This window comes from Cognatundibacterium jejuense (assembly GCF_014284255.1).
GTDB lineage: Bacteria > Pseudomonadota > Gammaproteobacteria > Burkholderiales > Burkholderiaceae_D > Undibacterium > Undibacterium jejuense.
In genome coordinates this window covers 209,286-235,825 of the sequence record NZ_JACOFV010000003.1, presented here as the reverse complement: position 1 = coordinate 235,825, position 26,540 = coordinate 209,286, and the positions used below count along the sequence as shown (strand labels likewise).

Below are 26,540 nucleotides of genomic sequence, written 5' to 3'. Positions count from 1 at the left end.
CTTCAATCTGAGCGCTGAACTATGCTGAATTTACACCACCTGCTCAGACCTTTTCCCGGCAGGCTGGAATTCGCCATCAGGGCAGCGCTCATTTGTGTGTTCACAACGTTTGCCGTCGAGTATTATCAAACACCCGAAGCTGCGCTGACGGTTTATCTGGTGTTCTTTTTACTTAAACCTGATCGGGTTGGCAGCATCATACAAAGTATCGCCATACTCGTACTGATTTCACTTGTGATAGGTATCGTGTTTCTGATCACCATGGTGGTCATTGATGAACCCATATTACGCGTCGCTAGTATGGCGCTCATTTCTTTCTTCATGTTGTTCGCCACCTCAGCCAGCAAGTTACGCCCCGTTGGTGCCACTCTGGCATTGGTCATTGTGTATTCGCTGGATTTGATTGGCCATGTACAAATTGGTGAGCTGGCGACGCGTGCTTTATTGTACGCATGGTTGATTGCAGGTATTCCGGCAGTCATCTGTATTATCGTCAATTTACTCATCGGTCCCGCGCCACGCCGTTTGGCAGAAAAAGCACTCGCCCAACGTTTGATGTTAGCGGCAGCGGTACTGCGCTCTGGTCACGACAAGGCACACGAATTCGAGCAAATTGTCCGCGAAGGAACGGAAGGCGTCAGCAAATATCTGAAATTTGCCAGTCTTGAAAAAACCTCCCCTGCTGAAGACATCGCCCGACTCAATCACCTCACAGTATCAATAACGCCACTACTATTGATCGTTGATTTGATCAGAAAAAATAATCCTGATCTGTTGCCTGACTCGATGAAAGAATATTTTTCGCAAGCACTGAATGCCGTTGCTTCAACGATTAATGCAGGAGAATTTCCTGACGAATTTCATGCTGATATCAGACCAGCTAAAACGCCACTGTCGCCTTGTGGACAGGATATTATCAAAGAGCTGAGCGCTGCATTAAACCATCTGACTAGCTCTGACCATGCTCACCTCACATTAGAAAAATCAGAAACCCACGCGGCTCCCGTTAAGTCGGGTTTCTTTGTTACCGATGCATTTAGCAATGCGGAACATGTTCGTTATGCACTCAAAACCACTGGCGCTGCCATGGCTTGCTATCTGATTTATTCAGCTTTGAGTTGGCCTGGAATTCATACTTGTCTGATCACCTGCTACGTGGTGGCACTAGGCACCACTGGCGAAACCTTAGAAAAATTGCGGCTTAGGGTTTTGGGTTGTTTGGTCGGTGCGATTGCGGGTTTTTCTGCAATTTTATTTATCATGCCAGACATCAATGCAATTAGTAGTCAATTAGTGGTCGTATTTTTGGGCGCACTGTTGTCAGCCTGGGTCGCTGGAGGACATACAAAAATATCGTATGCCGGTTTGCAGATTGCTTTTGCCTTTTTTATGTGCGTGATACAAGGTGATTCACCTTCATTCAACATGGTGAGCATACGTGATCGCGTGATCGGCATTTTATTTGGAAATCTGGTGGTACATCTGGTGTATACCTACATATGGCCAACCACCATCGCGGCCCGCGTCGATGCTGCACTCGATGCCATCATCAAGCAAATGGGTGAGCTACGGTTCGACAATACAAGTACTGCGATAGATCAGAAAATGAGTGCAGCAAGAGCCGCGTTGAGCAATATAGAACGCGATCTGGAAGTGTTACGATTTGAACCTGAATCGATACGACCCGCATCCGATTGGATCGATGCAAGGCAACAAACCGCGCATCAAATTGCCTTGCTGATGGGCTGTTTGCTCATCAGCATAAAGCGAAATGCTGGCATGCCCTCCGATATCAGATCGCGATTGCAGCGTCTGTCTGAGATGAGTACAGCAATAGCAAGCCCCAATCCAAATGAAAACATAAGACATGTCATCAATGCCTCTGCATTGACGACTCATGATCTGCTTGAAATACATATGCGTGATCTCGAAATCAGCAATGCGCAACGATTTGCACAAGATAATAGGATGAAAGAATATGCGTCAGCGTAATGTAGCAATCGGCCTCGCGTTAGCGTCGTTTTGTCTGAGCAGCTATGGTGCATCTGGAAATGATCTGGCGCCGGAACGACCAGATCGTCCGTGGAGCTCTGGTGGTAATAACGATGGACAATTCGCCTCTACAAGCGATCTGCCAGTGCGATCGCTCGACTACACGCTACCACCGAATAAAGCACTGGGTGTGTTGCCACTGGCGGCAGAAGTCGATCACGACAAATCCTATTCCTTAGCAGATTTAGTGGATCTCGCTGAATCCAATAATCCATTAACACGCTTTGCCTGGAATGATGCACGGCAGGCCGCGTTGGCGGTTGATCTGGCACGCAGCACGTATCTGCCCAAAATCAATGGACTGGCTGTCGGCGCGTATCGTTCAAGTAGCAGCACAAAAACTGCCTACGGGTTTGATCTCAATAGCAATGATACTGTTTCCGGCGCTGTGGCTGCGCTGTCGCTGGAATGGTTGCTATTCGACTTTGGCAAACGTGACGCGATCGTAGAAACGACCAGACAAGCATCCATCATTTCTAACATCGCTTTTACTGCCGCACACCAACAACTCATCTACGCCGTCACGATGGCGTTTTATGCGCATGCCAGCGCCAGCGAACACGTCAAAACTGCCGCCAAATCACTAGAAAATATCAAGGCCATTCAAGCAGCGGCGGAGGATCGCTATAAGCATGGCATCGGTACCGTCATCGAAGTGGCACAGGCACGGCAAGCCAGTGCCCAGGCGAATCTGATCAAGGTGCAGGCCGACGGTGCCTTAGAAGATGCTTATGTGACGCTACTTTCTGCAATGGGAATCTCACCGTTAACGAAGCTCAACATCGCGGACGTTTCTGGGCGAGAGTTATCACCAGCGATGCTAACGCCGGTAGAAAAAGTATTAACTGATGCACTCGCGCGTCGTCCTGACGTTCTGAGTGCGTATGCGGCGCAACAGGCAAGTCAGGCGAATATCCGGTCTCAGGAAGCAGAATTTAAACCCAAGGTATTCGTTGCCGCCTCACTGGCGCAAAGCTCGGGTGGTGTTAGTGTCACCGCGTTGCCTGGCCTCGGTGCCCAAGCGCCTACCGTTGATCTATCGGGGTCGCGCCGTAGCGGTACGGTGTTCGTTGGCGTTAGTATGCCTTTGTACGATGGTGGGATGCGCAATACGACATTAGCCAAAGCCCGCATTGAGGCAGAAAATGCCGACCTGCGTCTGACCAAAGTACGCGAAGACGCGGTACGCCAGATCATCGTCAATCGCAACGCATTGCACACGAGCATGACCTCTTATATTGCAGCGCAAGCCTTACTGGATGCAACGCAGACGACCTTTGAGGCTGCTTTGGCAGCCTATCGCAGTGGGGTTGGCTCTATCACCGAACTGACACTCGCAGAAACACAGTTGTTACAGGCTAAAAATACTTTATCCGATAGTTATAACAAGACGCTGGCAACTGCGGCAACGTTGGCGCTTTCCACTGGAAGTTTAGGTGCAGCACCAAAATAGTTATTTCGAAAACCAGCCTCTCAGGATCAAGTGCCCGCGTCAAAATAAAAGGTCAACCCCGGCCTTCTTTTGCTACCACTGCAGATCTCTCCTGTTGATGTAATCGGTGAAATAATCTGAAGAACCATATAACGACCAACATGGACGCTATAATAATCAAGCCGGTTCCTGTATCGGCCTGTTCGTTCGTCAGGTAACTACTACACAAACGAATGTCCGTCTCCTGATACAGCATGCCAATGGTGACTACCATCATCGCCCAGCTTATCAGAAAGAAAGCCTGAACTGCGTCTCCTGCACGTTGCCATGATTGCGACAATACAAGTCCTGTCAGCCACAGCGAAATAAATTTTATCGCGTCAATAAATGGAATTTGAACTGCCAGATCAATTACAAGTGGAATCATCCAGATCGAAGTCGTCGCCATAAATAAAACCATACCACTGAGACCAAGTTGATCATAGCGCTCAAAGTTAAGACGCCAGCAAGCGGGGAGATATTTTCCTAACCTGAAACCACCGATCATTAATGCAGGGAATTGCCATACCATGTGACGCACCATCTTGAGCTCGATGAAGTGGCGCGAACCAAAAAGAACACCAAAATAGATAGCCCACAATAATGCCAGCCGATAACGCCGGATAGTCGTAACCGTCACTGACGCACGCAATGCTGCGATAGAAGAATAAAGCATTGATAACCTGGCGTTATTTGTCAAAAGGTGCATCATGGCTGCAGTGAACTGTCAGCGATCAGCGCCAAAGCATGCCCAATATCAGTCACATCAAAGATGCGTATCAAGTTTCCGTCTGAGCGCACAACCTGAATCGCTGCATTATGCGTCCAACCACCAAAGCCATCTGGTATCACGACGATGCCTACGCTCTTTAACAATGTCTGCAACTCACGCTGATCTTTAACCGATGCGAAACGCCATATCTTAGAATCAGCATTCATCCGCTTTGCATAATTCTGCAGCGCCAAGGGGGTATCGTTGGTCGGGTCAAAACTAATACTCAACAAGCTCACCCGATCACCCAAGTTGCGTAAAATAATCTCGCGCTGTAGCTGCTGAAATTCATTGCCAAGCTGAGTACAGACAGTCGCGCAACGGGTGTAAATAAAGCCGAGCAAAACATACTTACCGCTTTGCTGAATATTTTTTTTAAATCGATATTGCTCACCCTGAGCATCAAACAAATCAAATTCTGGCAGTTCAAGTGGAGTCGTCGCAATACGTTGACGACGCACGTCCTCTGAAGTCCATGCGGAGAAATTTAAGGTCAGATGTGCGGCGACAATGACAGCGAACAGTAAAATTGAACCGCAAATCAAGACCGTGCGTAACATAGGATGTAATTCGGTCAGGCGCTATTTAAACGCTGCAAGGTCAATATCGCCAGCCCAGGCTTTGTCGCGGCCGGCACTATGCTCGCGCCCTGCCTTCACACTGGCAGCATTGACAGCAGGCGCATGATTGCCAAAATTTGATCGCACATACGTCAACACCGCCGCGATTTCATCGTCATTGAATTTGGCGCCGAAATGGGGCATCTGACCATGATATTCAACGCCCTTCACTGTCAGCTTGCCATCAATTCCATGGATCAGAATTTGGATCGCCGCGTCTTCTTTTGCAACGATCCAATCAGATTCAGCCAAGGGAGGAAATACACCCGCGATACCATTCCCATTCGCCTGGTGACAGGCGACACAGTTCGCGCTAAATAAAGCCGCACCATCAACCTTCGTCGTCGCAACTGGCGCTGCAAAATCAGCTGCAGTGCGAGAATCTCCCCAATTCTGATTGCCGCTCAGGTCGCTCGTTGCAAGATAAACGATTGCCCAGGTAAATAAACCCGCAATCAAAAACAGCAGTACAAAAGGAACTGGTTTAACTTGTTCATCAGGATCAGCATTTTCACGTTGCTGAGCAGCATCCGGTTTTATAGAGGTCATGGTCGTTATCAGTAATTATGAGGATACGAAGATCGAAATACCGGAATCTCTATTTTGACGCCGACGGCAAACTGGCTGGTATTTGACCAATTGTTGGCGCATCATCAACCGGATACGTATGGTCAAGTGCCATCAGATAGGCGACTAAATCCAATGCTTGCTGACCAGCTACTACGACGCCTTGTCGTGGCGCATAGGCTGGCGGTAAATTGACTATTTTATCGTGCGTCTCAGCATGTTCCTTCAGCACAAATAAATGCTGAAAATTAGGCATGATACTTTCCGCTGCATATGCGCGCGGTTGATACAAATGACCAAGTTGCCAATCCTGGCTTGGTTGACGGGCCGCAATATTAAACAAATCCGGACCGGTACGCATCGTTCCCAACAGCACAGGCTTATCGTAGTAATAGTCAGCGGCGACAGGTGCTCGCCCCCAACCCCGTTCGAAATCCGGTGCCTGGCTACGACTACGCGGTTGTTGCGAATGACAGGCCATACATTCATTTTCTATATATACCTGACGTCCACGCAATTCCTGTTGGGTGTACTGACGCAATCCCTTTGGTGCCTCGATTTTGCTAAATTCAGTGAATGGCAATACAACCAAGGCGGAGACGGCGATGCTCAACATAAACGAGCTGCCGAAAAGAAGTTTGATTTCATTATTCATATCGTTATCTTCTTAATTCGAGGTCGTTACTACGGCGTGAGTTGGCATGTAATCTCTCCAAAGCAGAGCAGCCTGATCGCGCTGCGGTCCACGGTGCAGAAGCATGAGCAAGAAGTGACCAACAAATACAATGTGACCCAGCGTCATGACAGCACCGCCGATAGAGCGACCTATCAATCCGACCTGCGTAACAACGACTGAATCAATAAATGGACGGCTTGCATCCAGCATCATCATGCCTTGTAAAAATCCAGCCCACGATAAGGCGATGAAATACAAAGCAAAACCTAACACAACCAACCAAAAATGCAGCGCAATCAATTTAGGAAAAGGCCATTCGTAACCACGTATACGCGGCATGATGAAATAAAACGCCCCAAACATTACCATCGTCACGAAACCGTACAATCCCAGATGGGCATGGGCAACGGTAAAGTGTGTGAAATGCGTGATGGTATTAATCGAGCGTAGCGCCTCCATCGAACCATGGACAGAACTGAGCGTATACATCATGCCGCCGAACACGATAAAGCGTAGCGTTGGTGAATGGACCAAAAGGCGAAAATGTCCCCTCATTGTCAAATGCTGATTAATCGTAAAGGCAGCAACCGGAACGATCATCATCACACTTTGGACGATCGACAAATTAATCAGCCAGCCAGGAACCGGACTGCCGATCAGATGATGCCCACCAACCTGTCCATAAAAAAAAGCAAGTGTCCAGAAACCGACCAAAGAAAGATTGTAATTCTCGACCGGACGCCCGATAATTTTTGGCAGCAAATAATAAATGCATGCCAAAGACAATGGCGTATAAAAAAGCCCCAGCACATTGTGGCCGAACCACCAGTTCATCGTCGCCTGTTCTATTCCAAAATGAATGGGTAACTTAGCGGCCAATAACAGAACTGGAAACCAGAACAACGCTGCGCTGATGTACCACACAGAGACATACAAATGGGTCGCCTTACGGTTCGCTAGCGTAAACACGAGTGGCATTGCAATTAATGCGCCGCCAACAACGATACCTAATGCGATCGGTGTTGGTATTTCTAACCACTCTAATCCCGTGTTATATCCATTTGCGATGCCTATCAAACCAAGCAACAAAGAAAGATTCCATACACACGCGCCAAGCATTGCATAACCCGAGCCTATCAATGTGGTCTTCAGCAAACGCGGCAACATCCAGATAGTACAACCGAGGCAAGCCATAGGCGCCCATCCGTAAGCCACAATGTTGAGGTGCAATGTGCGGGTAACGCCAAACGTCAACCAAAGCGCACCACTCAGCCAATCCGGGGCATTCAATTTTATTGAGCTGATTAATCCAAAAAAAGAGCCTGCCAGCAACCAGGCCGCTGCGAAACTCATCATCAGCAATGCGACTGACGCACTTGAGCGATCAGCATCAATGCGTTCTTCTATCTCTTTTGGATCGACTTTCGAAACGATCCCATCAGACTGTCTTTCCTCTTGCATTGCTGCTCGCGAAGTCCGGGTAGACGCAGGATCTTCGATTGCGCCGATTTCTCCGGCACCAAAGATAGACTCTGCTGCTTCACGATTCGTGCTGATGAGTTCTCGTCTTTGGGTCCAGATAAAAAACATTAAGCCGATAACGGCGATCACAAATGCTGAAAGCAAGATAGCCATGGTATTCATACAAACGCCCCTTTGAAATGTTTGTCGTACTCTGCTGTAGAGAAAGGACGCGATGGCGCAAGTCGCTTTCGTAAAACTCGGCGAAAAAAGTCGAAATAAAGTATGGAAAGCGAACTGATAAAAACGGTTGAAGCACTGCCTCAAATCGAGAAATATGAACATTCCTGATCCACATCAGCCGACAAGTTTCCATGTACGATCAAGTTCATATCACGATCATCCAACACCCATCATTGCTTTAAAGGGTATTAGTCAACATATTCATCTTGCGGCAGATAGTAAGTAAATAACATCCGCAAATCAAGTGTATTTTTATTACTAAAATATGACAGGTTAAAATTTCAACCAAATACGAATCTTGCGTAAATTATTGAACGCATTCGATGCAATTCACATCATTTACAGAATATCTGAGATGATGAGCTTATCGATGATTCAAATCTTGTTTGTAGCTGAAACGTGTAGCCCGTTGTGACACGCTAGCAAAAAAAATGCCGGTTTTTTCAAACGTATCCGAAAAAGACCGGCATTAAACTACAGGGAGACAATGAGTGTTGATGATCGCAAACCACGACCATCTGAAATCTTTTGGCTTACAACTTAATCCGCATTAAGTCGCCATTCAAAAACAGCATAGAAATACCATCCTGGTTCGGTTGAATCTGCATGATCTGCTGGTCAAAAACATTCGCATACACGTTTTTTCCATCAGCACGGAAAATACCTAGCCAGCGTTTGCCACTGGCAATCATTTTCGATGCCGAGTTGGCGGCCACCAGCAAATATTCGGTATCGCGCACACGCATACTGGCTGATAGCAATTCACCTCTCGTAAACATCGCTGGCAAATGTGCTGAAATGATGCGCTGGCCATGACGTTCAACTTGCATCAACATTCCCTTTGCCGCCTGAAACGGTACTACCGTAAATTGATAGCTGCCCATGCGGGTCGGTGTCTTTGCGGCGATTTCGGTTCTTTCATCAAAATCGGCAAAATACGCCTTGCTCAGATCGCTCATTTCAAGCATCTCAAAAAATTGATGATTGCTGAAATTGCCTGCATTACCTGCATTGCTTGAATGGCTTGAATTGCTGCTGGATGTCGAAGATAAATACATGGCATATCCTTGGTCTAGGCTAGGGGCTAATTCATTCGTACCGGTGCCAGCAAGAAATCCACTATCAACGGTGAGAACGCAGTATCAGTAGAATCAATTCGTATCTCAATTCAAACTTATAAGGTATTAAAAAACAGCACCATTCGTCTCAATGTTTTCTTTTTTACAATATTTAAATGATAATATAAGTTGTTAAAAAGTTCACTATTTATTTTTACGTGTGTTGTTACCTGACACGGATTGATTGATGGCAATCAAATCAGGTAGGCGAAGAAACGCTCATAAAATATACTCCCTACTAGTATAAAAATTTACCCTTTATTTGATAATAACAATTGCTATGTTTTATAAAAAAAAAGGGGGAGTATGTAAGATAACGACTCTAATGAAGTGGAATACCGGCAAAAACCAAGCTCATCGGTGTCCCAACATGGTAAGCTTCGTGCCGATCAAAACTAAAGAATCAGCACTTCGACAGCTATTCCAGAGCATCCTTGATTGATCGTCTGCCAGAGCAATCCCAGACCTGAACCACAACCCAGATCTCTCAACTTAGTCGCATCAGAAGCTGTCGTCCTGCTGACATCAACATCGAATTGCGTAAAATAGACGCAAAACAAACAAAAAAATGGGCAGAATAAGTAGTGTCGTCTTTTAGCACCTCCAGTTATCACAACAGCACCGAAGAGCAGGCACTCCACCTGCTGCAAACGGTATTTGGCTATCCAGCATTTCGTTCGCAGCAAGGACAAATCGTCGAACACGTGGTTCACGGTGGCGATGCGCTGGTACTCATGCCTACCGGCGGTGGTAAATCACTGTGCTATCAAATTCCAGCATTGATACGCAAAGGCGTTGGCATCGTCGTGTCACCGCTGATCGCGCTCATGCAAGATCAGGTCGATGCACTGGCTGAAGTTGGCGTGCGCGCAGCGTTTTTAAATTCGACCCAGACGTTTGAAGAAATTCTGAACGTTGAGAAAAAAATGCGCGAAGGCGATCTGGATCTGGTCTACATTGCGCCTGAACGCCTGCTCACGCAGCGTTGTCTCGAACTCTTAAACATCATCGACATCGCTTTATTTGCGATCGATGAAGCTCACTGCGTATCACAATGGGGACATGACTTCCGCCCAGAATACATACGATTGTCAGCACTGCACGAACGCTTTCCGCACGTGCCACGAATCGCCCTGACAGCGACTGCAGATCAACAAACTCGCGATGAAATCATTCATCGCCTGCAACTCGAAAACGCACTGCAATTTGTATCGTCTTTCGACCGGCCTAATATCCGTTATCAAATCGTCGAAAAAGCCAATGGGCGCAAACAGTTACTCGACTTCATTCATGCACAACACACTGGCGACGCCGGTATCGTGTATTGCCTGTCGCGTAAAAAGGTCGAAGAAACCGCCGAATTTTTAAATGAAAACGGTATTACATCCCTGCCCTATCATGCAGGCATGGATATGCAAGAACGCAGCCGTAATCAGGCACGTTTTCTGCGTGAGGACGGTATCGTCATGTGCGCCACCATTGCGTTTGGTATGGGCATCGATAAACCCGATGTGCGTTTTGTAGCGCATCTGGATTTACCAAAAAGCGTCGAAGGTTATTACCAGGAAACCGGTCGCGCTGGTCGCGATGGTGCCAGCGCCAATGCATGGATGGCATATGGTTTGCAAGACGTCGTACAACAGCGGCGCATGATCGATGAATCTGAAGCCAACGACACATTCAAGCGCGTCCAGGGCGTCAAACTTGATGCCATGTTGTCGCTGTGTGAAACCTTAAACTGCCGCCGGGTTCATATCCTCGATTATTTCGGTCAGGCTTCAGAACCCTGCGGCAACTGCGATACCTGCCTGAGCCCACCCACCTCATTTGATGGCAGCGTTGCTGCACAAAAAATTCTGTCGACTATTTACCGGGTCGATCAACGTTTTGCTGCTGGTCACGTCATCGACATTTTACGCGGCATTGACACCGAGCGCGTGACCCAATGGCGGCACGATCAATTATCGACGTATGGTATCGGTTCAGATAAGAGCGAAGCCGAATGGCGCGCATTATTACGTCAATTGATCGCTTTAGGATTGGTTGCGGTGGATTACGAAAATTTCAGCTCACTCAAATTAACCGAAGCCTCCCGCGCTGTTTTGCGTGGCGAAACCAAGGTGCAGCTGCGACAATACAAGAAAGCCGAAAAAGCCGTCAAACATAAACGCCAATCTGCCAAAGATTACGCCGAAGCAGAACTCTCCATGGCGGAACAAACACTGTTCGACAAACTGCGCTGGTGGCGCGTGGAAACCGCACGTACACACAATGTTCCAGCCTACGTGATCTTCCCGGACGCAACCCTGCGCGAAATCGCCCGCCAAGCCCCACCAACCCTGATCGCCCTACGCGCGATTTCTGGCGTTGGCGATAAAAAACTGGAAAGCTATGGTGCTGAGATTTTGCAGTTGATTGAAGAATTACAAACTAGTTAAATCAATACCGCCGATTGCTGTTGAGCGAATACGACCCGTCAAATCTCATCAAGCGTCATGACAGCATGAATTGCTGTCACCCTGCTATTTAAGCCCGACATCAACGATGTACGGGTTTTTTTTATTTTGAGCTTGCGCTTTCAAATTTAGTGCATTAGTATAGTAATGCACCAATTCAAAAAAAAGACTATTCACCATGAGTCCACCAAAACTACTACCGCCTGACATCTTTCAGGTTAGCACGGGCAGCAGCGAACCTATCTATCGTCAATTGATGGAGCAGTTGCGTCGCCTGAGTGCCAGCGGTCAGGTACAGCAAGGAGACACCCTGCCCTCGATTCGTGAGGTAGCACTGGCATTAAGTGTGAATCCGATGACGGTATCAAAAGCTTATAGTCTGCTAGAAAACGAAGGGCTGTTGATACGCAAACGCGGTATCGGCATGCTGGTTGCGTCCCTAGCCGCAGATTTTTCTGATGAAGAGCAACGCCTGGCGTTAGTGCGCCCGGGGCTGGAACGACTCGCCGCAGAAGTAAAACAACTTGAACTGGCACCGAAAGCTGTGCTGAATTTATTCCAACAAATTTTGCGAGACAATAAGTCATGAGCGCACCTGTCGACATTCTTTCCCTGAGCAAATCCTACGGCCAACAAAGCATACTCAAGTCCTTAAACTGGCAAATTCCCAGCGGCTCTATCATCGGTTTATTAGGCCGCAATGGTGCTGGTAAATCAACACTCATTGAATGCTTGCTGGGCTTGCGTGATTTCCAACAAGGCGAAATCCGTTTGTTTGGCGAAAACGTCAAGCAGCTCAGTGCAGCAAGTAAGGCAAAAATTGGTTACGTGCCACAGACGCCGGATATTTTCGGCTGGCTCACCGCAAAGCAATTATTCGCTTATTTCAAAGCCATGTATCCGCGCTGGAATGAAGCCAAGATAGCGACGCTGATGCGCAACTGGGATTTGCCTTCCGATAAAATCATCAACAAATTATCGGTCGGTCAAAAACAAAAAATATCGATTATCCGCGCACTGGCGCATGAGCCTGAACTATTGATTCTGGATGAACCGGTATCGAGCCTTGACCCCGCAGGGCGTCGTGATTTTTTACGTGAGTTGGTTGCGCAGATCGATCAACAAACAACGATCGTTTTTTCTACCCATATTTTGTCCGACCTGGAACGCATTGCTATGGATGTGGCATTCTTAAATCACGGATGCATCAGCTTGCAGCAACCTTTGGATGTATTGATGGATAACACGCGAAAAATTACTGGCAGCACATCAACGATACAAAAGCTAGACATAGGCAACCCGCTGAAACGCGCAGAACTGGCGAATGGTTACAGCAGTGTACTGGCACAATTTTCTGAAGCAGAACTCAGCGAACTCAATCGACATACCGACATGCGTATAGAAAAATTGGGCTTAGAAGACTTGTTTATAGAATTAACGAAATAAGCTGAGGACTCGCCATGAAAATTCTATTGCAGATTTGGATGCAACCGATGTATCAGTACATCAATAATAAAGACTATAAAATTTTTTACTTTTTATTCGCTATTTTGCCTACCCTGTGTCTGACCTTAGCTTACACGGGATCTGGATTGACTGTGAAGTCTTGCGCCCTTGCGATACTCATTGGAATTAGTGCTGCCTGCGTCATTTTAATGATGTTGTGGTTTTTTATGATGATGCTTTTTGTCAGGCAGCAATATATTCCATCGAATGCACAACTTATTCCAGATTACCAAGCAAACATGAAATTAGCGTTCGCGATTCCTATTCTACTCATCGCCACCGTTTTGACTTTCTCTTTAAAATTGAGATCTGGATATTCAGCTGGCACTATTTGGGTAATGAGTATCCTAGCGCTTATAAGTGGCGCGTCCACTATTCGTAGCGATTTCATTGTCCTCGTTTTTCCTGGCTATACGATCATTTCGGGCGTCTTACCATCGTTCTCAATCACGAACTTATTTCCAGGGAATTTAGAAAGTTTTGACCGGGTTTGGTTCATGATACCGTTGGGAGTATTGATGCTATACGGCGGATTGCAATGGATATTCAACATAGAAAAAGATCAGCTTTTTCAAAGAAAAGGTAGCTTAGAAAAATTAAATAAACAAGCTGAAAACGCGTCAACTGCCAACGACCAGGGATATTCAAGAAAATTAAATTTCTATGACTACTCTTTAAACAGAGCAACAACGCAGGAAATAAAACCGGATCGCTTATTGCCATTTCTTTTTGGCCCTTCCACTCATTGGTCTCAGCCACTATTATCTTTTATCCTGTTGGCTGTTTTCATCGTAGGCTGCATGATGTTTTTGGACATCGTTCAATATGCGCTCATTGCATTGATGTTCGGATTGAATTTGATTTTGTGTGTTCGAATAGTGCATTTTTGCTGGGCATTTTATGGACGAAGACAAGAACAAAGTCTCGTATCGATGACGCCGTTAGTGACGTCGAATCAGGAAATAACCCGTTTGATATTAAACAGTGTATTGAAGAATATTTATGCTTTTTGGACGATCAATTTCGTATTCACGATTATTGTATGCACCACTACGGAAGTCTCGTCGGCAATTTTTCGCATCGCATTTCTATGCTGTTTCGGCAGCCTGATTTTCATCCATTGCCTGCTAAAAAATCACGCAGTAAAAAGTCAATTGCATGAGACTGGCTTTATGGTCACCACGCTCGTTTTTATTGCTTACGTCGGAATATCAATGGCGCTCTGGACGAGATTTGATCAATTTAATATTGCCATTCCATGTGCCTTACTTTTCATTATTCATATTGGCTTGGCTCGTCACCAGTGGCAGCAACGCTTACACCAAAACGCATTATTCCCAGTTGGACGAGCTGTATAAAAACTTAAAAAATAGAAACTAAACCATGTCACGCTCTGAACGTCTGCTGCAATTGATGCAAATGCTGCGTCGCTACCGCTATCCTGTGACGGCGGTAACGTTGTCACAGGAGTTGGGAATCAGCGTACGTAGCGTGTATCGCGACATCGCGAGCTTGCAAGCGCAAGGGGCAAAGATTGCGGGGGAAGCAGGTATCGGCTACGTATTGCAAGATGGCTTTACTTTGCCGCCGTTGATGTTTTCTGCCGAAGAGATTGAAGCTATCGTGCTCGGTTCGCGTTGGGTGGTGGAACGTGGCGACGAGAAGCTGGCAGAAGCCGCCCGCGATGCGCTAGCTAAAATTGCGGCGGTGTTGCCTGTGGCTGAAAAGCGTGAATTAGAAACCGCCGGTTTGCTGGTGGGCCCACGATTTGATAATCAGGGCAACGATGCGTTGTTACGTGATATCCGCTTTGCAATCCGCAATGAATACAAACTCACGCTGGACTATCAGGATGAAAATGGCACGCTAAGCAAGCGTGTGGTCTGGCCTTGCGCACTGGCATTTTTTGAACAAGTCAGGATGGTTGTTGCCTGGTGTGAATTGCGCCAGGATTTCAGACATTTCCGCACGGATAGAATTCAAAGTTTACATTCCGCAAAGGAACGTTTCCCACAATCACGAGCCAGTCTTTTAAAGACCTGGCGGCAGCAGCAAGGCATACGCCAGAACTGACCTGTATCCAGGCTTTCTTCCGTATCACTATGCGACATGGTGCTTTAGCGCTGATGTTCTCATTGTTTTATCAGTTTTTGAAATACGCCCTTGAATTTTACAATTTGACCACCTAATATAATAAAAGCATGTTTATTTATTAATATTTACAGTAAGTTGTGTGTACGCAATTGACTGATCTGACCCCAAGCAGACCAGCCTGTAAATTAAAAAATAAGCATGCATTTTTTCTGGTGAGTAATTCTGCTCTACAGATCTATGGTCAAGAGGTCAGGCAAGGCGCCCATCAGGCTTCGATCCAATTCAGGCAAAGCGCCGGTTCATGGCAAGGACAAATCGTGTGGCAGCTATTTCATTCTCTGAAGGAGAATCTGATGAAAGACAGACGTAGTTTCATACTCAATAGTTTATGTGCAGCATCTGGAATGATACTAAGTACGTTTGGCAAAAATACCTGGGCGCAAAATAATGTTGTCCGCTTCGGTATCACGTCACAGCGTCCTGCAACCATCACCAAAGAGCGCTGGACAGAAATAGGTAGCTATCTGAGTAGCAATATGAACTGCAAGGTAGAAATTGTGCCTATTCCCATTGCGCATGTCTACCAACATATCGCCGAAAATAGCGTTGATTTTGTGCTGGCAAATCCCAATGAAACAATGCTTCTTAAATACAAACAACATGCAAAAATTTTAGCTTCTTTAAATGGGCAACATGGGCCTTTATTCGGTGGCGTGATCGTCGTTAGAAAAGGCGGTGAGATTAAAAAAATTGAAGACTTGAATCAAAAAGCAGTTGTCGCTCTTGGTCAACAATCAGCAGGTGGTTATTTATTTCAAGTACATCTGATGGCTGAAAAAGGTCTGTACCCACATCGTCAATATGGCGTCGTGATGGCGGACACACAGGACGAGGCTTTGCATATCCTTAAATCTGGCAAAGTCAGCGCTGCCTTCATTCGTAGCGGCGTGCTAGAAAGCATGACTATAGAAGGAAATATTCAGCCTGATGAGTACGCAGTGTTAGCCGAGCGTAAAGACACGACGTTCCCGTTACAACATTCGACCGAGCTATACCCTGAGCATTACGTATTAGCACTGCCCCACGTCAGCAAGGAATTGGAGGGGAATTTTAAAAATGCTCTTTTAAAGCTTTCACCCTCAGATGTTGCTGCTCAAAAAGCTAATATCAAAGGCTTCATTGAACCTTTAAGTATTGCGAGTCTGGAAAACGTGATGAAGCCTCTGAAAGTCGCACCATTTGATCAACAAAATCAGGCCAGCAAAAAGCAAACAGCCTCTACCATTTTGCTAGATTGAGCAAGGACTACGCACCGTTGTTGACTGTATCTGATGTTGACAACCAACACCAGATACAGCAACAAATTAGCTGTAAAGAAAAAACATCCCCTATTCACATCTCAGCCGTCTCCGATTACACTCAGCGCTTCTACTTTGTATTGAAAGCGTAACTTTGTCCTCGTTGATTACCAATCCAGAATCGGATCGTTTTTTGGATGCAGCAAAAATCTTAGCGCAACGTCGTTTACGTGGCGAAAGCGGCGCACAACTTCCATTTGATTTGCGCCCCACCAATGTGGCGGACGCGATGCAGATTCAAGCTTTGCTCGCCAGCCAAATGCAAGACGACATCGCTGGGTGGAAATGCGGTATGCCAAGTGAAGACAGGATTGTGATTGCGCCAATTTTTGCGAAGACAGTCTTTCAACAAAAGTTAAGCAATATCTGCAAAGTCTATGATAAAAATTTTGTTAAGATAGAACCGGAAATTGCCTTCGTTCTCGCCACAGATTTGCCACCGCGCATAACGCCGTATGTTGCAGACGATATACGTGCAGCCATTTCACACGCGCAATTGGCATTAGAAATCATTGGCTGCCGTTACTCTGAACCTGCATTGACAAGCTTTACTGAACATTTGGCTGATGGACTGTTTAATCAGGGCTTATTTCTGGGTCCCCAAATTCATCTGCATGACGCAGAACAGGCACAGAAAATGACTATCAGACTGAGCGTTGAAAACGCTGTACAACAAGAATTTGATGGGATACATCCAGCCTTCGCCCCCATCGAACCTTTATTCTGGCTGGTAGAATACCTGCGTCAACAAGGAGCCGGCCTCAAAGCTGGTCAGGCAATTATCACTGGTTCTTTCGCAGGTAGCCCCACCGTTCCAATCAACAAGAACATATCATTGCAATTTGCAGAATTAGGTAGTATCGACGTTCGTTTTGAGCAATATTAAGAACAATAGCGTTGCCCCAACCGTAAAAGGCGAAATGAATACAAAAGACTTGAAAAATAAAATTATAGGCTATGGTAAATCGGCGATCTCCATCGTCAAACCGCGAATCATTGGCAGCATGTTTGATGCGGCTCAAAAAATTCCCGAATCATTCATTGGCGAATACATCCGTGGTCAGGCAAGATTAGGTGCTTATAAGTTTTTATTTGAAACCCATCGCTCAGTGATCAACGCCATCCTTTGGCAAAATGCACTGTTATTGAGCTCAATCATGCTGGTTTATTTTTTTCAATCAGCTATACCGTTTTATCTTGCTTACGCCTTCGTTGCGATCTACTCCGCGTCAATTGTGCTGAGATCATGGCCAAAGTTACGCCAATGGTTTAAGTTTCGCAGCCTGTTTTTAATCGTCAAGCAAACGATCAGTGAAGAAATAGAAAACGAATTATGCCGTTTGCCTATCTATGGAAAGAAAGCGATTGAATATCTAGGCCCCGATCTTGATACACTATCACACGACATCACAGATGAGCTTTTGCCAGATATCAGGGCTGCGTTAATACACATGGGTTTAACGTTAGTCATGGCTTTTATTGCATTTCGGCTGACCGCGATTCCGATGTTGGAGCACCGTGCCTTGCACCTCGGTTGACGAGTAAAACTGAAATGCTTTAGTTATTTACTTATTTACTTATTTAGCTTACGTGCCACGAACCACGGCTCTTTTTTCATTTTTAAAATCACTTCGTTAATTCTATCAATGACAGAATTGTCTGCATCTAACTTGGTTGCGAAGTAGACATTCAAGGTTGCGAAATCTTTATCGTTCACACAAAATAATTTTTCTGCTTTGCTCGCCTGATCAGGTGTTAGCTTCATTGAAACGCTATTTAAATTCTTTTCAACCTCGGCATTACTAAAGCTTCCGCTATAAAAGAATAGTGCATCAACTCGCCCATACATGAGCTTCTGCAGCCTTGATTCGATACGGTTATTGTCAAAGTCGGTATAGTAAAAAATATTCCGCATTCGATCTAATTCATTCCCATAAATTGTTCCTCTGACTAAACCTATCATTTTGCCTTTCAGATCGTTAATTGAAGAATAATTTGCTTTATCCTTACACTTGGTAATAAGTAAAACACGGTCTGAATATACCGGCAAAGAAAACCTGAATTTTTTTAGTCGCTCCTCATTTTGAGATATACCCCAGATGACGCCTCCACCTTCTTCCGCCATGTTTAATGCTCTGGCCCATGGATACTGTTTGAAAACAACTTTATGACCGATATTTTTTTCAATATACGTGAACACTTTTTTAGTACGGACAGGGATAGGAATTTGCTCACCCTTTTCGTTTAATTCTTCACTAAATAATATCGTCACCGGCTCGTCGGTTGGAGCAGCTTGAATCTCACTCAATCCTAAGGCTTGAACGAATAGCGAGATCAAAAGGAGCTTCAGCTTAAACGGCATATGCTTACTAACATTAAAGAGAAAAAATCGCTTTGAAAAGTACGCTACTAATCACGACGAAATAAACAATATATTCAGTCACCATTTATTGCTCAACAAAAAGTCATGCATATAGATATTACAATACGGCTGTATAGATGGCGTAGCGTTTTACCTTTCAGTGCAAGGATTATTCGCCTTTGATACTCTTTATTGCCGTAATATTAAGTAAAATATTTACCTAAACAAACCGCACAAATTTCCAATTAAATTTCCAATTGAATACAAGGAACCTTAGCATGATAACGGAAAGCTCAAACCTTATAGACCTGCATGGTTCTTGTCACTGCGGGGCGGTACGCCTGACACTGCCATCAATGCCAGATACCGGCATCAAATGTAACTGTTCACTATGCCGGCGACTAGGCGGTTTGTGGGCATACTATCCATTTGGCGCAGTAGTCATATCAGGACATCCGGAACATACAACAGAATACATTTGGGGCGATAAAACACTCAGAACAATTCGCTGCAAAACCTGTGGCTGCGCAACCCACTGGGAACCGATCAACGGTGAACCAGGTGCCCGGCATGGAGTGAATTTGAATAACTTTTCCTTGTCACTACAAGAGGCGGTGAACATACGCTATTTTGATGGCGCGGATACCTGGAAATACATCGATGATTGAAAGGATTCGAGTCGGAAGAAAATCAGAAAAACCTACGCTCATCTACAGATAGTCAGCAATGAGTCATCATAATCGGATGAGTCAAGATTATCAGCCACCGTTTGCTGACAACAGAGATTTTACCCACGCCATCATTAACTCCTGATTGTCTTTAATATCCTTATCCGAATAATAGCTACGGAACGCCCCCAAAATAACCAGCTTTCCTTTAATAAAACAATATGCTGAGGTAGACACGTTATACTGCGCGGTATTGGACGTTTCGGTAGAGAAATTAACTTGTACCTTTGTTGAATAAATCAGTCCCTGAGTATCATTACGATCAACCGAAATTGGCACAACCTGCCCAATACCAAACCCCACTTGCTTACTCTCAATCTTTGATAAAGCTTTAGATACCCGATTGGTCTCAGCTGAAAGTTGTGGCTCCAAACTTTGTTTTAGATTGACTTGCATCGCTACGAGCTTGATTCTTAAGTTATCAAATTGTGCTTGAGTCGCAACGCGATCCAAATGACTCACGGGTGTCTGTACCAAGAGCCATGATTCAAACATATCAACCTGCGTTTTGTCATAGGTTTCCAAATCCTTTTCAGTAACCAAATGTGCCAACGTGAGGATATCAGCATTATCCATTATCTTCGCATGTGCCCATAGTTTAGCGTTACGGCGCGACACATCAACAAAACCAGGCGGCGAGACGAAACGAATAGTTTGCGCACCAATATGGAGTTCCGCCACTGAATCATCCGATTCTGCACTTCGGGATTCGGGTTGAAAAATCACGAGTAGAAATAGCAGCAAACCAGATAGCAACAAATTCGAACGGTGGTGCCTGGAGAATAGCATCATGATTTATTCCAACTTCAAGTTAATTGATTGTCAAATGCAAAAAACCGGAAAAACAATTTTTGGCAAAAAAAGTTAAATTACTTAGCAAAAAGGGATAGTAATTGCTCGTATTTTGTTGAAGTAGTTTTATACCTTGTGTTGAGCCTATAAGAGCCTATAAGAAATTCTATCTTACAATCCACCATATCATGCTTGAAAACAACTGTTTTCTGTCTTCCACGTCAATTTAATGTACATGACAATTGCCCCTCAGGTAATATTTCTCTCGCACAATTGCATTGGTTGGTCTATTACCTGATCTCCATGGCATTCTTGTTATCCAACCACGAACACTCTCACAATTTGCTTCCATGGAAGCCCACACTGAAAGTGAAACAAAAAATGAAAATATTACTTAACATATCCCTCTTAATGGCATTGTCTATCTCTCAGCTGAGCTTTGCTGATTCAAACGAAGATGCGATGGCATTGATCAAAAAAGGCGACTACTCTGGCGCATTAAAAATCATTCAGCCCATTGCCAACAAGGGAGATGCGAATGCCCAAGCATACTTGGGCATGATGTACGCACGTGGCTTAGGCGTTAAGCAGGACTATACCGAGGCTTTTCGCTGGTACACCCTGTCATCGAATCAAGGGGACGCAAACGCAGAATACAATCTCGGACTGATGAATGAAAATGGTTTGGGTGTCAAACAAAATTATGCAGAAGCCTTGAAGTTATATCGACTGGCGGCGACACAAGGAATGCCCGAAGCGCAAGACAATCTGGGACTGATGTATGAACGAGGTCTGGGCACACCCCAAGACTACTCCGAAGCAATGAAATGGCATAAGATGGCGGCAGATCAGGGACTTGGAACCGCGCAATTTCAGGTTGGCTTTATGTACCGCAACGGACTTGGCGTCAAGCAGGATTATTCCGAAGCTGTCAAATGGTATCAACGTTCAGTATTACAGGGATATGCACCTGCGCAGTCCGATTTGGGCATGATGTATATTAATGCCCAAGGTGTTACCCAAGATTTTACCGAAGCAGGTAAGCTAATTAAATTATCAGCAGAACAAGGGTTTTCGACTGCTCAGACGAATTTGGGTGTGTTATACCGGATTGGTAAAGGTCTGGCAAAAGACGAAACAAAAGCATTAATGTGGTTCAAATTGGCATCTATGTCCGGTGACGCACAAGCAATCCAAAGACGCGATCAGCTTTCTTCTCAATTGCCACCGCAAGCCGTTGCTCAAGCTGACAAGTTAGCAATTGAATGCAAACAAAAGAAATTTAAATCATGTGATTAAGCACAAAGACGTTTAAACATTTAAAGCGACAAGTGCATCAATGATCAGTTTAAATGTACTAGTTCAAACTTCACCGGACATGAACTGTCAGATGAGTTCAAATTCTGAAAGGCCGCTATCGGCCAACTGCGGACATTCGCACTCGACTCCAAATTAATATTGCTTTGTCAATTTTTGTGTGGCAGGATTAGATAGATTATTCGCTGCGGCAACTCCTCGATGAGAATTCCTACCTTTGAAATCGTGCCGACATTCGGCATTGGACAGATACAGTTCGGCATGTCCCGACATGAAGTCAGGTCGGCGCTAGGTGCACCGGAATTTTCTCATGACTGCCAAGACGGTTTTCTGTCAGGATTTCATGTTAGCTATGACCCGGCTGGACTTGTTGAATTCATAGAGTTGGCAAAGTCAGATAAATTCTTCACGTCTTTTCATGATAAATCCCTAAATAGCCTGAAGGCAGACCAAACGGTTGCCTTCGTTTCGGAGTTTGATGACGCGGATATTAGCGCCCCTGAGTTCGGCCATTCATTTATCTTTCCGGTGTTGGAGATGAGTCTTTGGCACGCAGTGATGCCGGACTCCCCCGATGACCCGGAAGGCCAGTATTTTGACGCAATTGGTATTGGCCGCTTGGGATATTTCTCTGACCGGTAATGGATAGAAAATGACAGACGAGGAATGGCACACTTTTTTTCGGATTTGTTCAACGGTTCTCGGCCGAGGCTCTTCGCTCGCAAGGCTAAGTGATTCTTGGTGTGGATGGACCACTTTTGATAAATTAACTGATTGTATTTACTATTGGAATTCAGGATTGCCGAATTCTGACGACTTGGAACCTACTTATGTTAAAGATGCAGGGGTATGGAGCCAACCATTCTTGTATCAGTCTATTGCCCATATTGTTATTCCCAAAACCTTTGGATGGGAATCTGCTCCTGGACCGGACTATATATACGACACAAAAAATCAAGATATTGAACGACTTTCAAGAGAATTATCTGATGCCGGTATCAACCATCGAAAGACGGATATGGTCCTCGAAATTAAGCTGTATTAAGTCGGCCAAATGCGGCCTGTCGAGGTCGTCGTTCAATTTGAGAAATAGCTCAATGCATAAATGAAAAGTTCTTATCACCGAGACAGTTACCATTGGCTAGGCCGGCGTACAAGCAAGGCCAATGATGAACTCAAGTATTGGCGAAATCTTTGGCGCAAGGCGCGATGTATTGCGATTGATCTGCCCGACAAAAAGTGGTGCGACTATTGGCACACGCACTTTGATTGGGATAGTAGGGGGAAACGGAGTCGCTTTGAACATCGGAAGCATATACGCCCGTTGATGTTTGCCTTTGCCCGAGCAAGAAGTGAACTCGCAAGTCAATCAACGCCATATCAGGTCTTTGTGTGCATCTACCCATCCGATCCTGGATCGGACGCGCTATATGTACACACGCCGAATCCGCAAACGGAGTTTCCTGCGAAATTTGAAGAATGCCAATTTACAGATGTATGTCCCCCTTTGCTCATGGGCTTAGTTGATATTGAAAGATGTAAAGTCGGTGTTTCAAAATTCCAAGGCGGCACCTACTACACCGTCATGCCACGATGATGACGTCCAGAGAGATTGCTGCTTCCGGCCAGGAGCAGACGGTCGCAGGCAGTCGGAATTGGAGAAAATCTGAACTATCAACTGGAAAATGGACAAAAGCAATCACTTGAAAAATCTATTTGCGGACAGTTCGCTGTGGGTTTCGGCGAATATTATTGGCATCTTCGTATATTTGAATGCACGCGAGTATTCCTGGCCGACTGCAACTGATGAAGGCTTGATAGCTACCGGAAATGACGCAATTTTCTTTGGACTAACAGAATTGCCGGTGTTGGCCCTATTCTTTGTTGTGAACACGACTTGGTTGTTGCGAATATTTATGCGCCGAAATATGCCGATGTTCCTAGTTTGGATAGTGATCGCAATAGCTTGGGCAACGCCACTCGCAATTGAGTTCCATGCCAGAACCCATGCTGTAGCAGTCTAGTTGAGGCCATTTCCCCGATTGACGCTAGGGATTGCGGCAGTCGGCCACAAGCAGTCATTTGACCAAGCTTTTTTTAATATTGCTTTGCCGACATGACTGTGGCAAGATTGGATGTTGCTTCAAATTTAATTTTTTCAACGCCTCACTCTGGTTCGACTAATCATGCTGCCATGCTTATTGCAAAATTGCACTATAACGTTCAAGAAAATATTCTTGCTGGCTATTGTGCTGTGTTTTCATAGCTCCGGATTGGCATCGCAACTACCGGACTATCCTTTTATCCATACAACAGGAATAGCCTATGTTCGCGTCACACCCGATATCGGCGAAATTAATTTCGACGTCCACGTTAGCGACGCCGACGCCGAAAAAGCGCTGACCGTCGCGACGGCGCGGATGGCAGAAATTAAATCCGTGGCTGCGCAGCAAGGTACGCAGGAGGAGGATATCGTCATTCGCGACTTGAAGAAAGAGATGAAAAAGGATGCTGCCGGCGCTAATGCAGCCGAGCCCATTTATCAATTGAGCTATAGCGTCGTTCTCAAAATACGTGATCTGAAAAATTGGCAGGCCATTATGTCACCGCTTCTTAAGCTGAGTAATATCGATAAAGTCGAAGCTTCTTTCGATTCCACTGTACGAGACAAGATTGAATTAGATTTATCTATTGAGGCGGTAAAAGACGCCCAAAGAAAAGCCAGTGGATTGGTGGGCTCCTTTGGTAAGCATCTAGGGGCGGTAACGGCAATGTCCGAAGGCAAGCTCAAAAATCTCAGTACTGCGATTGGATTGGTGAATGAGCAATCAACTTTTCTTCCTGAAGTGGAACGCCGCCAAGCAATTGGAGAAGACTTGTTTGTTATTCCTCCGCTCAAGTTACAGTCTTCCGTAGACGTGATATTCAGAATCAAATGACGTCGGAGGAATTTTACGTTCGGCGTCATAAGCTGAAACCATCCAACAACTGCCGGACGTTGGACGGTTTCGCGGAATATTAAATTACGCAATGTCATTATGAAAATTCAGAAATTTTTAACTATCGGCTTAACGCTGCTCTTCTTCTCCCAGTGCTCATTCGCTAACGAATGTAAAAACACGATACTCGCCAAGAAATATGCGCAAATGTATCGCGATGACCAAGCTTTGAGAGGCAGGTACATCAATATTCTTGAGATGGAAAACAGAAAAGAAAATATTGATTTCAAGGAGAAAGAACAACTTGAAATTGAAATAACAAAAACGGACGATGCTAATGAAATTGAGCTTGACAAGTTAATCGGTCTCTGTGGCTGGCCCGGTAATCTGGACGGGAATCGTGCGTCGCTCTCGGCGCTTGCGATTATTCAACACGCAGATTTGGACTACCAATTAAGGCATTTTGCAATGGTTAAAGCTGCAAACCAGCGCAGAGAGATACCCAGTGATAGATTCGTTTTGCTAGTGGATAGGATTTTAGTGAGACAAGGAAAATTACAACTCTATGGAACTGAATTTGAATATGGGAGCAACAACGTTGCACCCATCGAGGACCCGAAGAATCTAAATGCTCGCCGAAAGAAGATGGGACTACCACCGATAAATTAATCGCTATTGACCAAGCTCGGCCACAAGCGGTCATATAGCCAAACATTTTCAATGTTGCCTTGGCAATACCAATATGAAAATATTGTGTGCTGTTTGAAGTTTAATTATTTCCAACGTCTCATTCTGGGCCAACCGATTATGCCGATACGCTCGTTGCAAGTTAGCACCATAGTCCATAAGACATATCCAACTCCGTTCAGGAAGCGCATGCATCGCTTACTCTGGAGTATTTTTTTGGTGCCTATCTTTCATGCCTCAGTATTTGCGGACGAACCTGCCACCCCAGAATTTTCTCCTGGTACGCTTAAATTGGTGAGGGGGCAAATCAACGAAGTGCTGGTGCTCGGTTCACCGCATTTGTCGCAACTGCCGAAATCGTTCGATTTGTCTCAATTGGGTTTGCTGACTGAACGTTTAGAAAATTGGAAGCCACAGGCCATCGCGATAGAAGCACTTTCCGGTTTGCAATGTGCCTACTTGCGGGGCTACCCACAGCGCTACAGCGATACGGTCAAGAGCTATTGCCGAGATACTTCGGTCGCCCGTGCCGCTACCGGCCTCGATATTGTCGAGGCGAGCGCGCAAGCGGAGCGTCTTCTGAGCTCCTGGCCCGCATCGCCGGCTGCGGCACAACGGCGTACGCTGGCATCGCTGTTCCTGGCTGCCGGTGAACCCGCCTCGGCTCTGGTGCAATGGCTACGCCTGCCGATGGAAGAACGGCGGGGCGGCGACGGATTAAATGAACGCTTGGTGGAGATGCTCAATTCGCTACAGAAGCGGCGCGACGAATCCTACCGTATTGCCGTGCCGCTCGCCGCGAAAAGCGGGCTCGAGCGCGTATACGCAATGGATGACCACACGGCGGATATGCCCGATGCGGACGAAAAAGCCTATGGCGAAGCCATTATGAAAGCGTGGGATAACCCATTTTCGGCGGAACGCAAGCGAATGGATGAGGCGCTGGAAAGTCATCTGGATACACCGCAAGGCGTTCTGGCGATGTACCGCGGCTACAATGAGCGCAGCCAGGCCGGCCTCGTTTTCAAAAGCGATTTCGGTGCGGCTCTCGAAGAACCCTCTCCCCAGCATTTCGGCCGTGGTTACGTCGCCTATTGGGAGACGCGCAATCTACGGATGGCGTCGAATGTTCGCGAAGCGATTTCCCCGCAGGGTATCCGTACCTTGGTTATCGTTGGCGCCTCGCATAAAGGCTACTTGGAAGCATACTTAAATCAAATGCATGACATACGTATCATCAGTGCGGACGATATATTGCACTAAATGAAATGCATGAACGCTTTGAATCGTATGGCGACCTCGGCTCTGCATTGGGTGTAAC

The 26,540-nt window shown here is 45.8% G+C and carries 26 protein-coding genes; 18 read left to right on the top strand and 8 right to left on the bottom strand.

Going from position 1 to position 26,540, the window contains the following annotated elements; all coding sequences use genetic code 11:
- The first annotated feature begins 21 nt into the window (after positions 1–21).
- Positions 22–1,992 carry an FUSC family protein gene (locus H8K32_RS05390; RefSeq protein ID WP_186911451.1) on the top strand — a complete coding sequence of 657 codons (1,971 nt, stop codon included), beginning with the start codon at positions 22–24 and terminating at the stop codon, positions 1,990–1,992.
- Positions 1,979–3,505 carry a TolC family protein gene (locus tag H8K32_RS05385; protein WP_186911450.1) on the top strand — a complete coding sequence of 509 codons (1,527 nt, stop codon included), beginning with the start codon at positions 1,979–1,981 and terminating at the stop codon, positions 3,503–3,505. Before H8K32_RS05390 ends, H8K32_RS05385 begins: the two co-directional genes overlap by 14 nt.
- A gap of 52 nt (positions 3,506–3,557) precedes the next feature.
- On the opposite strand, the gene H8K32_RS05380 is transcribed toward H8K32_RS05385, so the two are convergent.
- The 6 genes from H8K32_RS05380 to H8K32_RS05355 all read right to left on the bottom strand — a co-directional run bounded on the left by H8K32_RS05380 (position 3,558) and on the right by H8K32_RS05355 (position 8,920).
- On the bottom strand, positions 3,558–4,199 hold the full coding sequence (locus H8K32_RS05380) for a DUF1404 family protein (protein ID WP_186911449.1): 642 nt from the start codon (positions 4,197–4,199) through the stop codon (positions 3,558–3,560).
- A 32-nt stretch (positions 4,200–4,231) separates the two neighbouring features.
- Positions 4,232–4,855 carry an SCO family protein gene (locus tag H8K32_RS05375; protein WP_186911448.1) on the bottom strand — a complete coding sequence of 208 codons (624 nt, stop codon included), beginning with the start codon at positions 4,853–4,855 and terminating at the stop codon, positions 4,232–4,234.
- Between the two features lie 21 nt (positions 4,856–4,876).
- Positions 4,877–5,464 carry a c-type cytochrome gene (locus tag H8K32_RS05370; protein ID WP_222613017.1) on the bottom strand — a complete coding sequence of 196 codons (588 nt, stop codon included), beginning with the start codon at positions 5,462–5,464 and terminating at the stop codon, positions 4,877–4,879.
- A 49-nt stretch (positions 5,465–5,513) separates the two neighbouring features.
- On the bottom strand, positions 5,514–6,137 hold the full coding sequence (locus H8K32_RS05365; RefSeq protein WP_186911447.1) for a cbb3-type cytochrome c oxidase subunit II: 624 nt from the start codon (positions 6,135–6,137) through the stop codon (positions 5,514–5,516).
- Positions 6,138–6,149: 12 nt separating this feature from the next.
- Positions 6,150–7,802, bottom strand: a complete 1,653-nt coding sequence (locus H8K32_RS05360; RefSeq protein ID WP_186911446.1) for a cbb3-type cytochrome c oxidase subunit I — start codon at positions 7,800–7,802, stop codon at positions 6,150–6,152.
- 593 nt (positions 7,803–8,395) lie between these two features.
- A complete protein-coding gene (locus H8K32_RS05355) occupies positions 8,396–8,920 on the bottom strand; it encodes a hypothetical protein (protein ID WP_186911445.1) in 525 nt (174 codons plus the stop codon).
- A gap of 644 nt (positions 8,921–9,564) precedes the next feature.
- Here H8K32_RS05355 and recQ point away from each other — a divergent pair.
- The 8 genes from recQ to H8K32_RS05315 all read left to right on the top strand — a co-directional run bounded on the left by recQ (position 9,565) and on the right by H8K32_RS05315 (position 17,932).
- Positions 9,565–11,418: a DNA helicase RecQ gene (gene recQ / locus H8K32_RS05350; protein ID WP_186911444.1), complete on the top strand. Its 1,854-nt coding sequence runs from the start codon at positions 9,565–9,567 to the stop codon at positions 11,416–11,418.
- Between the two features lie 196 nt (positions 11,419–11,614).
- Positions 11,615–12,025, top strand: coding sequence for a GntR family transcriptional regulator (locus H8K32_RS05345; RefSeq protein WP_186911443.1), 411 nt, complete (start codon positions 11,615–11,617; stop codon positions 12,023–12,025).
- On the top strand, positions 12,022–12,882 hold the full coding sequence (locus tag H8K32_RS05340) for an ABC transporter ATP-binding protein (protein ID WP_186911442.1): 861 nt from the start codon (positions 12,022–12,024) through the stop codon (positions 12,880–12,882). Before H8K32_RS05345 ends, H8K32_RS05340 begins: the two co-directional genes overlap by 4 nt.
- A 215-nt stretch (positions 12,883–13,097) precedes the next feature.
- On the top strand, positions 13,098–14,300 hold the full coding sequence (locus H8K32_RS05335; protein ID WP_186911441.1) for a hypothetical protein: 1,203 nt from the start codon (positions 13,098–13,100) through the stop codon (positions 14,298–14,300).
- Positions 14,301–14,325: 25 nt separating this feature from the next.
- Positions 14,326–15,015 (top strand): helix-turn-helix transcriptional regulator, encoded by a 690-nt coding sequence (locus H8K32_RS05330; RefSeq protein ID WP_186911440.1) that lies wholly within the window; start codon positions 14,326–14,328, stop codon positions 15,013–15,015.
- 374 nt (positions 15,016–15,389) lie between these two features.
- Entirely contained in the window at positions 15,390–16,334 is a 945-nt protein-coding gene (locus H8K32_RS05325; RefSeq protein WP_186911439.1) for a phosphate/phosphite/phosphonate ABC transporter substrate-binding protein, read from the top strand.
- A 154-nt stretch (positions 16,335–16,488) separates the two neighbouring features.
- Complete coding sequence (locus H8K32_RS05320; RefSeq protein ID WP_186911438.1) at positions 16,489–17,280, top strand: fumarylacetoacetate hydrolase family protein; 792 nt, start codon at positions 16,489–16,491, stop codon at positions 17,278–17,280.
- Positions 17,281–17,314: 34 nt separating this feature from the next.
- Positions 17,315–17,932 carry a hypothetical protein gene (locus tag H8K32_RS05315; RefSeq protein ID WP_186911437.1) on the top strand — a complete coding sequence of 206 codons (618 nt, stop codon included), beginning with the start codon at positions 17,315–17,317 and terminating at the stop codon, positions 17,930–17,932.
- Positions 17,933–17,967: 35 nt separating this feature from the next.
- On the opposite strand, the gene H8K32_RS05310 is transcribed toward H8K32_RS05315, so the two are convergent.
- Positions 17,968–18,756 (bottom strand): substrate-binding periplasmic protein, encoded by a 789-nt coding sequence (locus H8K32_RS05310; RefSeq protein WP_186911436.1) that lies wholly within the window; start codon positions 18,754–18,756, stop codon positions 17,968–17,970.
- Between the two features lie 278 nt (positions 18,757–19,034).
- On the opposite strand from H8K32_RS05310, the gene H8K32_RS05305 reads away from it, so the two are divergent.
- Entirely contained in the window at positions 19,035–19,424 is a 390-nt protein-coding gene (locus tag H8K32_RS05305) for a GFA family protein (protein ID WP_186911435.1), read from the top strand.
- A gap of 90 nt (positions 19,425–19,514) precedes the next feature.
- Here H8K32_RS05305 and H8K32_RS05300 read toward each other — a convergent pair whose 3' ends face one another.
- Positions 19,515–20,276 (bottom strand): hypothetical protein, encoded by a 762-nt coding sequence (locus H8K32_RS05300; protein ID WP_186911434.1) that lies wholly within the window; start codon positions 20,274–20,276, stop codon positions 19,515–19,517.
- A gap of 381 nt (positions 20,277–20,657) precedes the next feature.
- On the opposite strand from H8K32_RS05300, the gene H8K32_RS05295 reads away from it, so the two are divergent.
- The 7 genes from H8K32_RS05295 to H8K32_RS05265 all read left to right on the top strand — a co-directional run bounded on the left by H8K32_RS05295 (position 20,658) and on the right by H8K32_RS05265 (position 26,482).
- Positions 20,658–21,575 carry an SEL1-like repeat protein gene (locus tag H8K32_RS05295; RefSeq protein WP_186911433.1) on the top strand — a complete coding sequence of 306 codons (918 nt, stop codon included), beginning with the start codon at positions 20,658–20,660 and terminating at the stop codon, positions 21,573–21,575.
- 219 nt (positions 21,576–21,794) lie between these two features.
- Positions 21,795–22,235 (top strand): hypothetical protein, encoded by a 441-nt coding sequence (locus tag H8K32_RS05290; RefSeq protein WP_186911432.1) that lies wholly within the window; start codon positions 21,795–21,797, stop codon positions 22,233–22,235.
- Between the two features lie 10 nt (positions 22,236–22,245).
- Positions 22,246–22,638 carry a hypothetical protein gene (locus H8K32_RS05285; RefSeq protein ID WP_186911431.1) on the top strand — a complete coding sequence of 131 codons (393 nt, stop codon included), beginning with the start codon at positions 22,246–22,248 and terminating at the stop codon, positions 22,636–22,638.
- A gap of 640 nt (positions 22,639–23,278) precedes the next feature.
- Positions 23,279–23,617 (top strand): hypothetical protein, encoded by a 339-nt coding sequence (locus tag H8K32_RS05280; protein ID WP_186910456.1) that lies wholly within the window; start codon positions 23,279–23,281, stop codon positions 23,615–23,617.
- 213 nt (positions 23,618–23,830) lie between these two features.
- Positions 23,831–24,532 (top strand): SIMPL domain-containing protein, encoded by a 702-nt coding sequence (locus tag H8K32_RS05275; protein WP_186911430.1) that lies wholly within the window; start codon positions 23,831–23,833, stop codon positions 24,530–24,532.
- Between the two features lie 99 nt (positions 24,533–24,631).
- Positions 24,632–25,201, top strand: a complete 570-nt coding sequence (locus H8K32_RS05270) for a DUF6624 domain-containing protein (RefSeq protein WP_186911429.1) — start codon at positions 24,632–24,634, stop codon at positions 25,199–25,201.
- 207 nt (positions 25,202–25,408) lie between these two features.
- Positions 25,409–26,482, top strand: a complete 1,074-nt coding sequence (locus H8K32_RS05265; protein ID WP_186911428.1) for a DUF5694 domain-containing protein — start codon at positions 25,409–25,411, stop codon at positions 26,480–26,482.
- Positions 26,483–26,540: the final 58 nt, after the last annotated feature.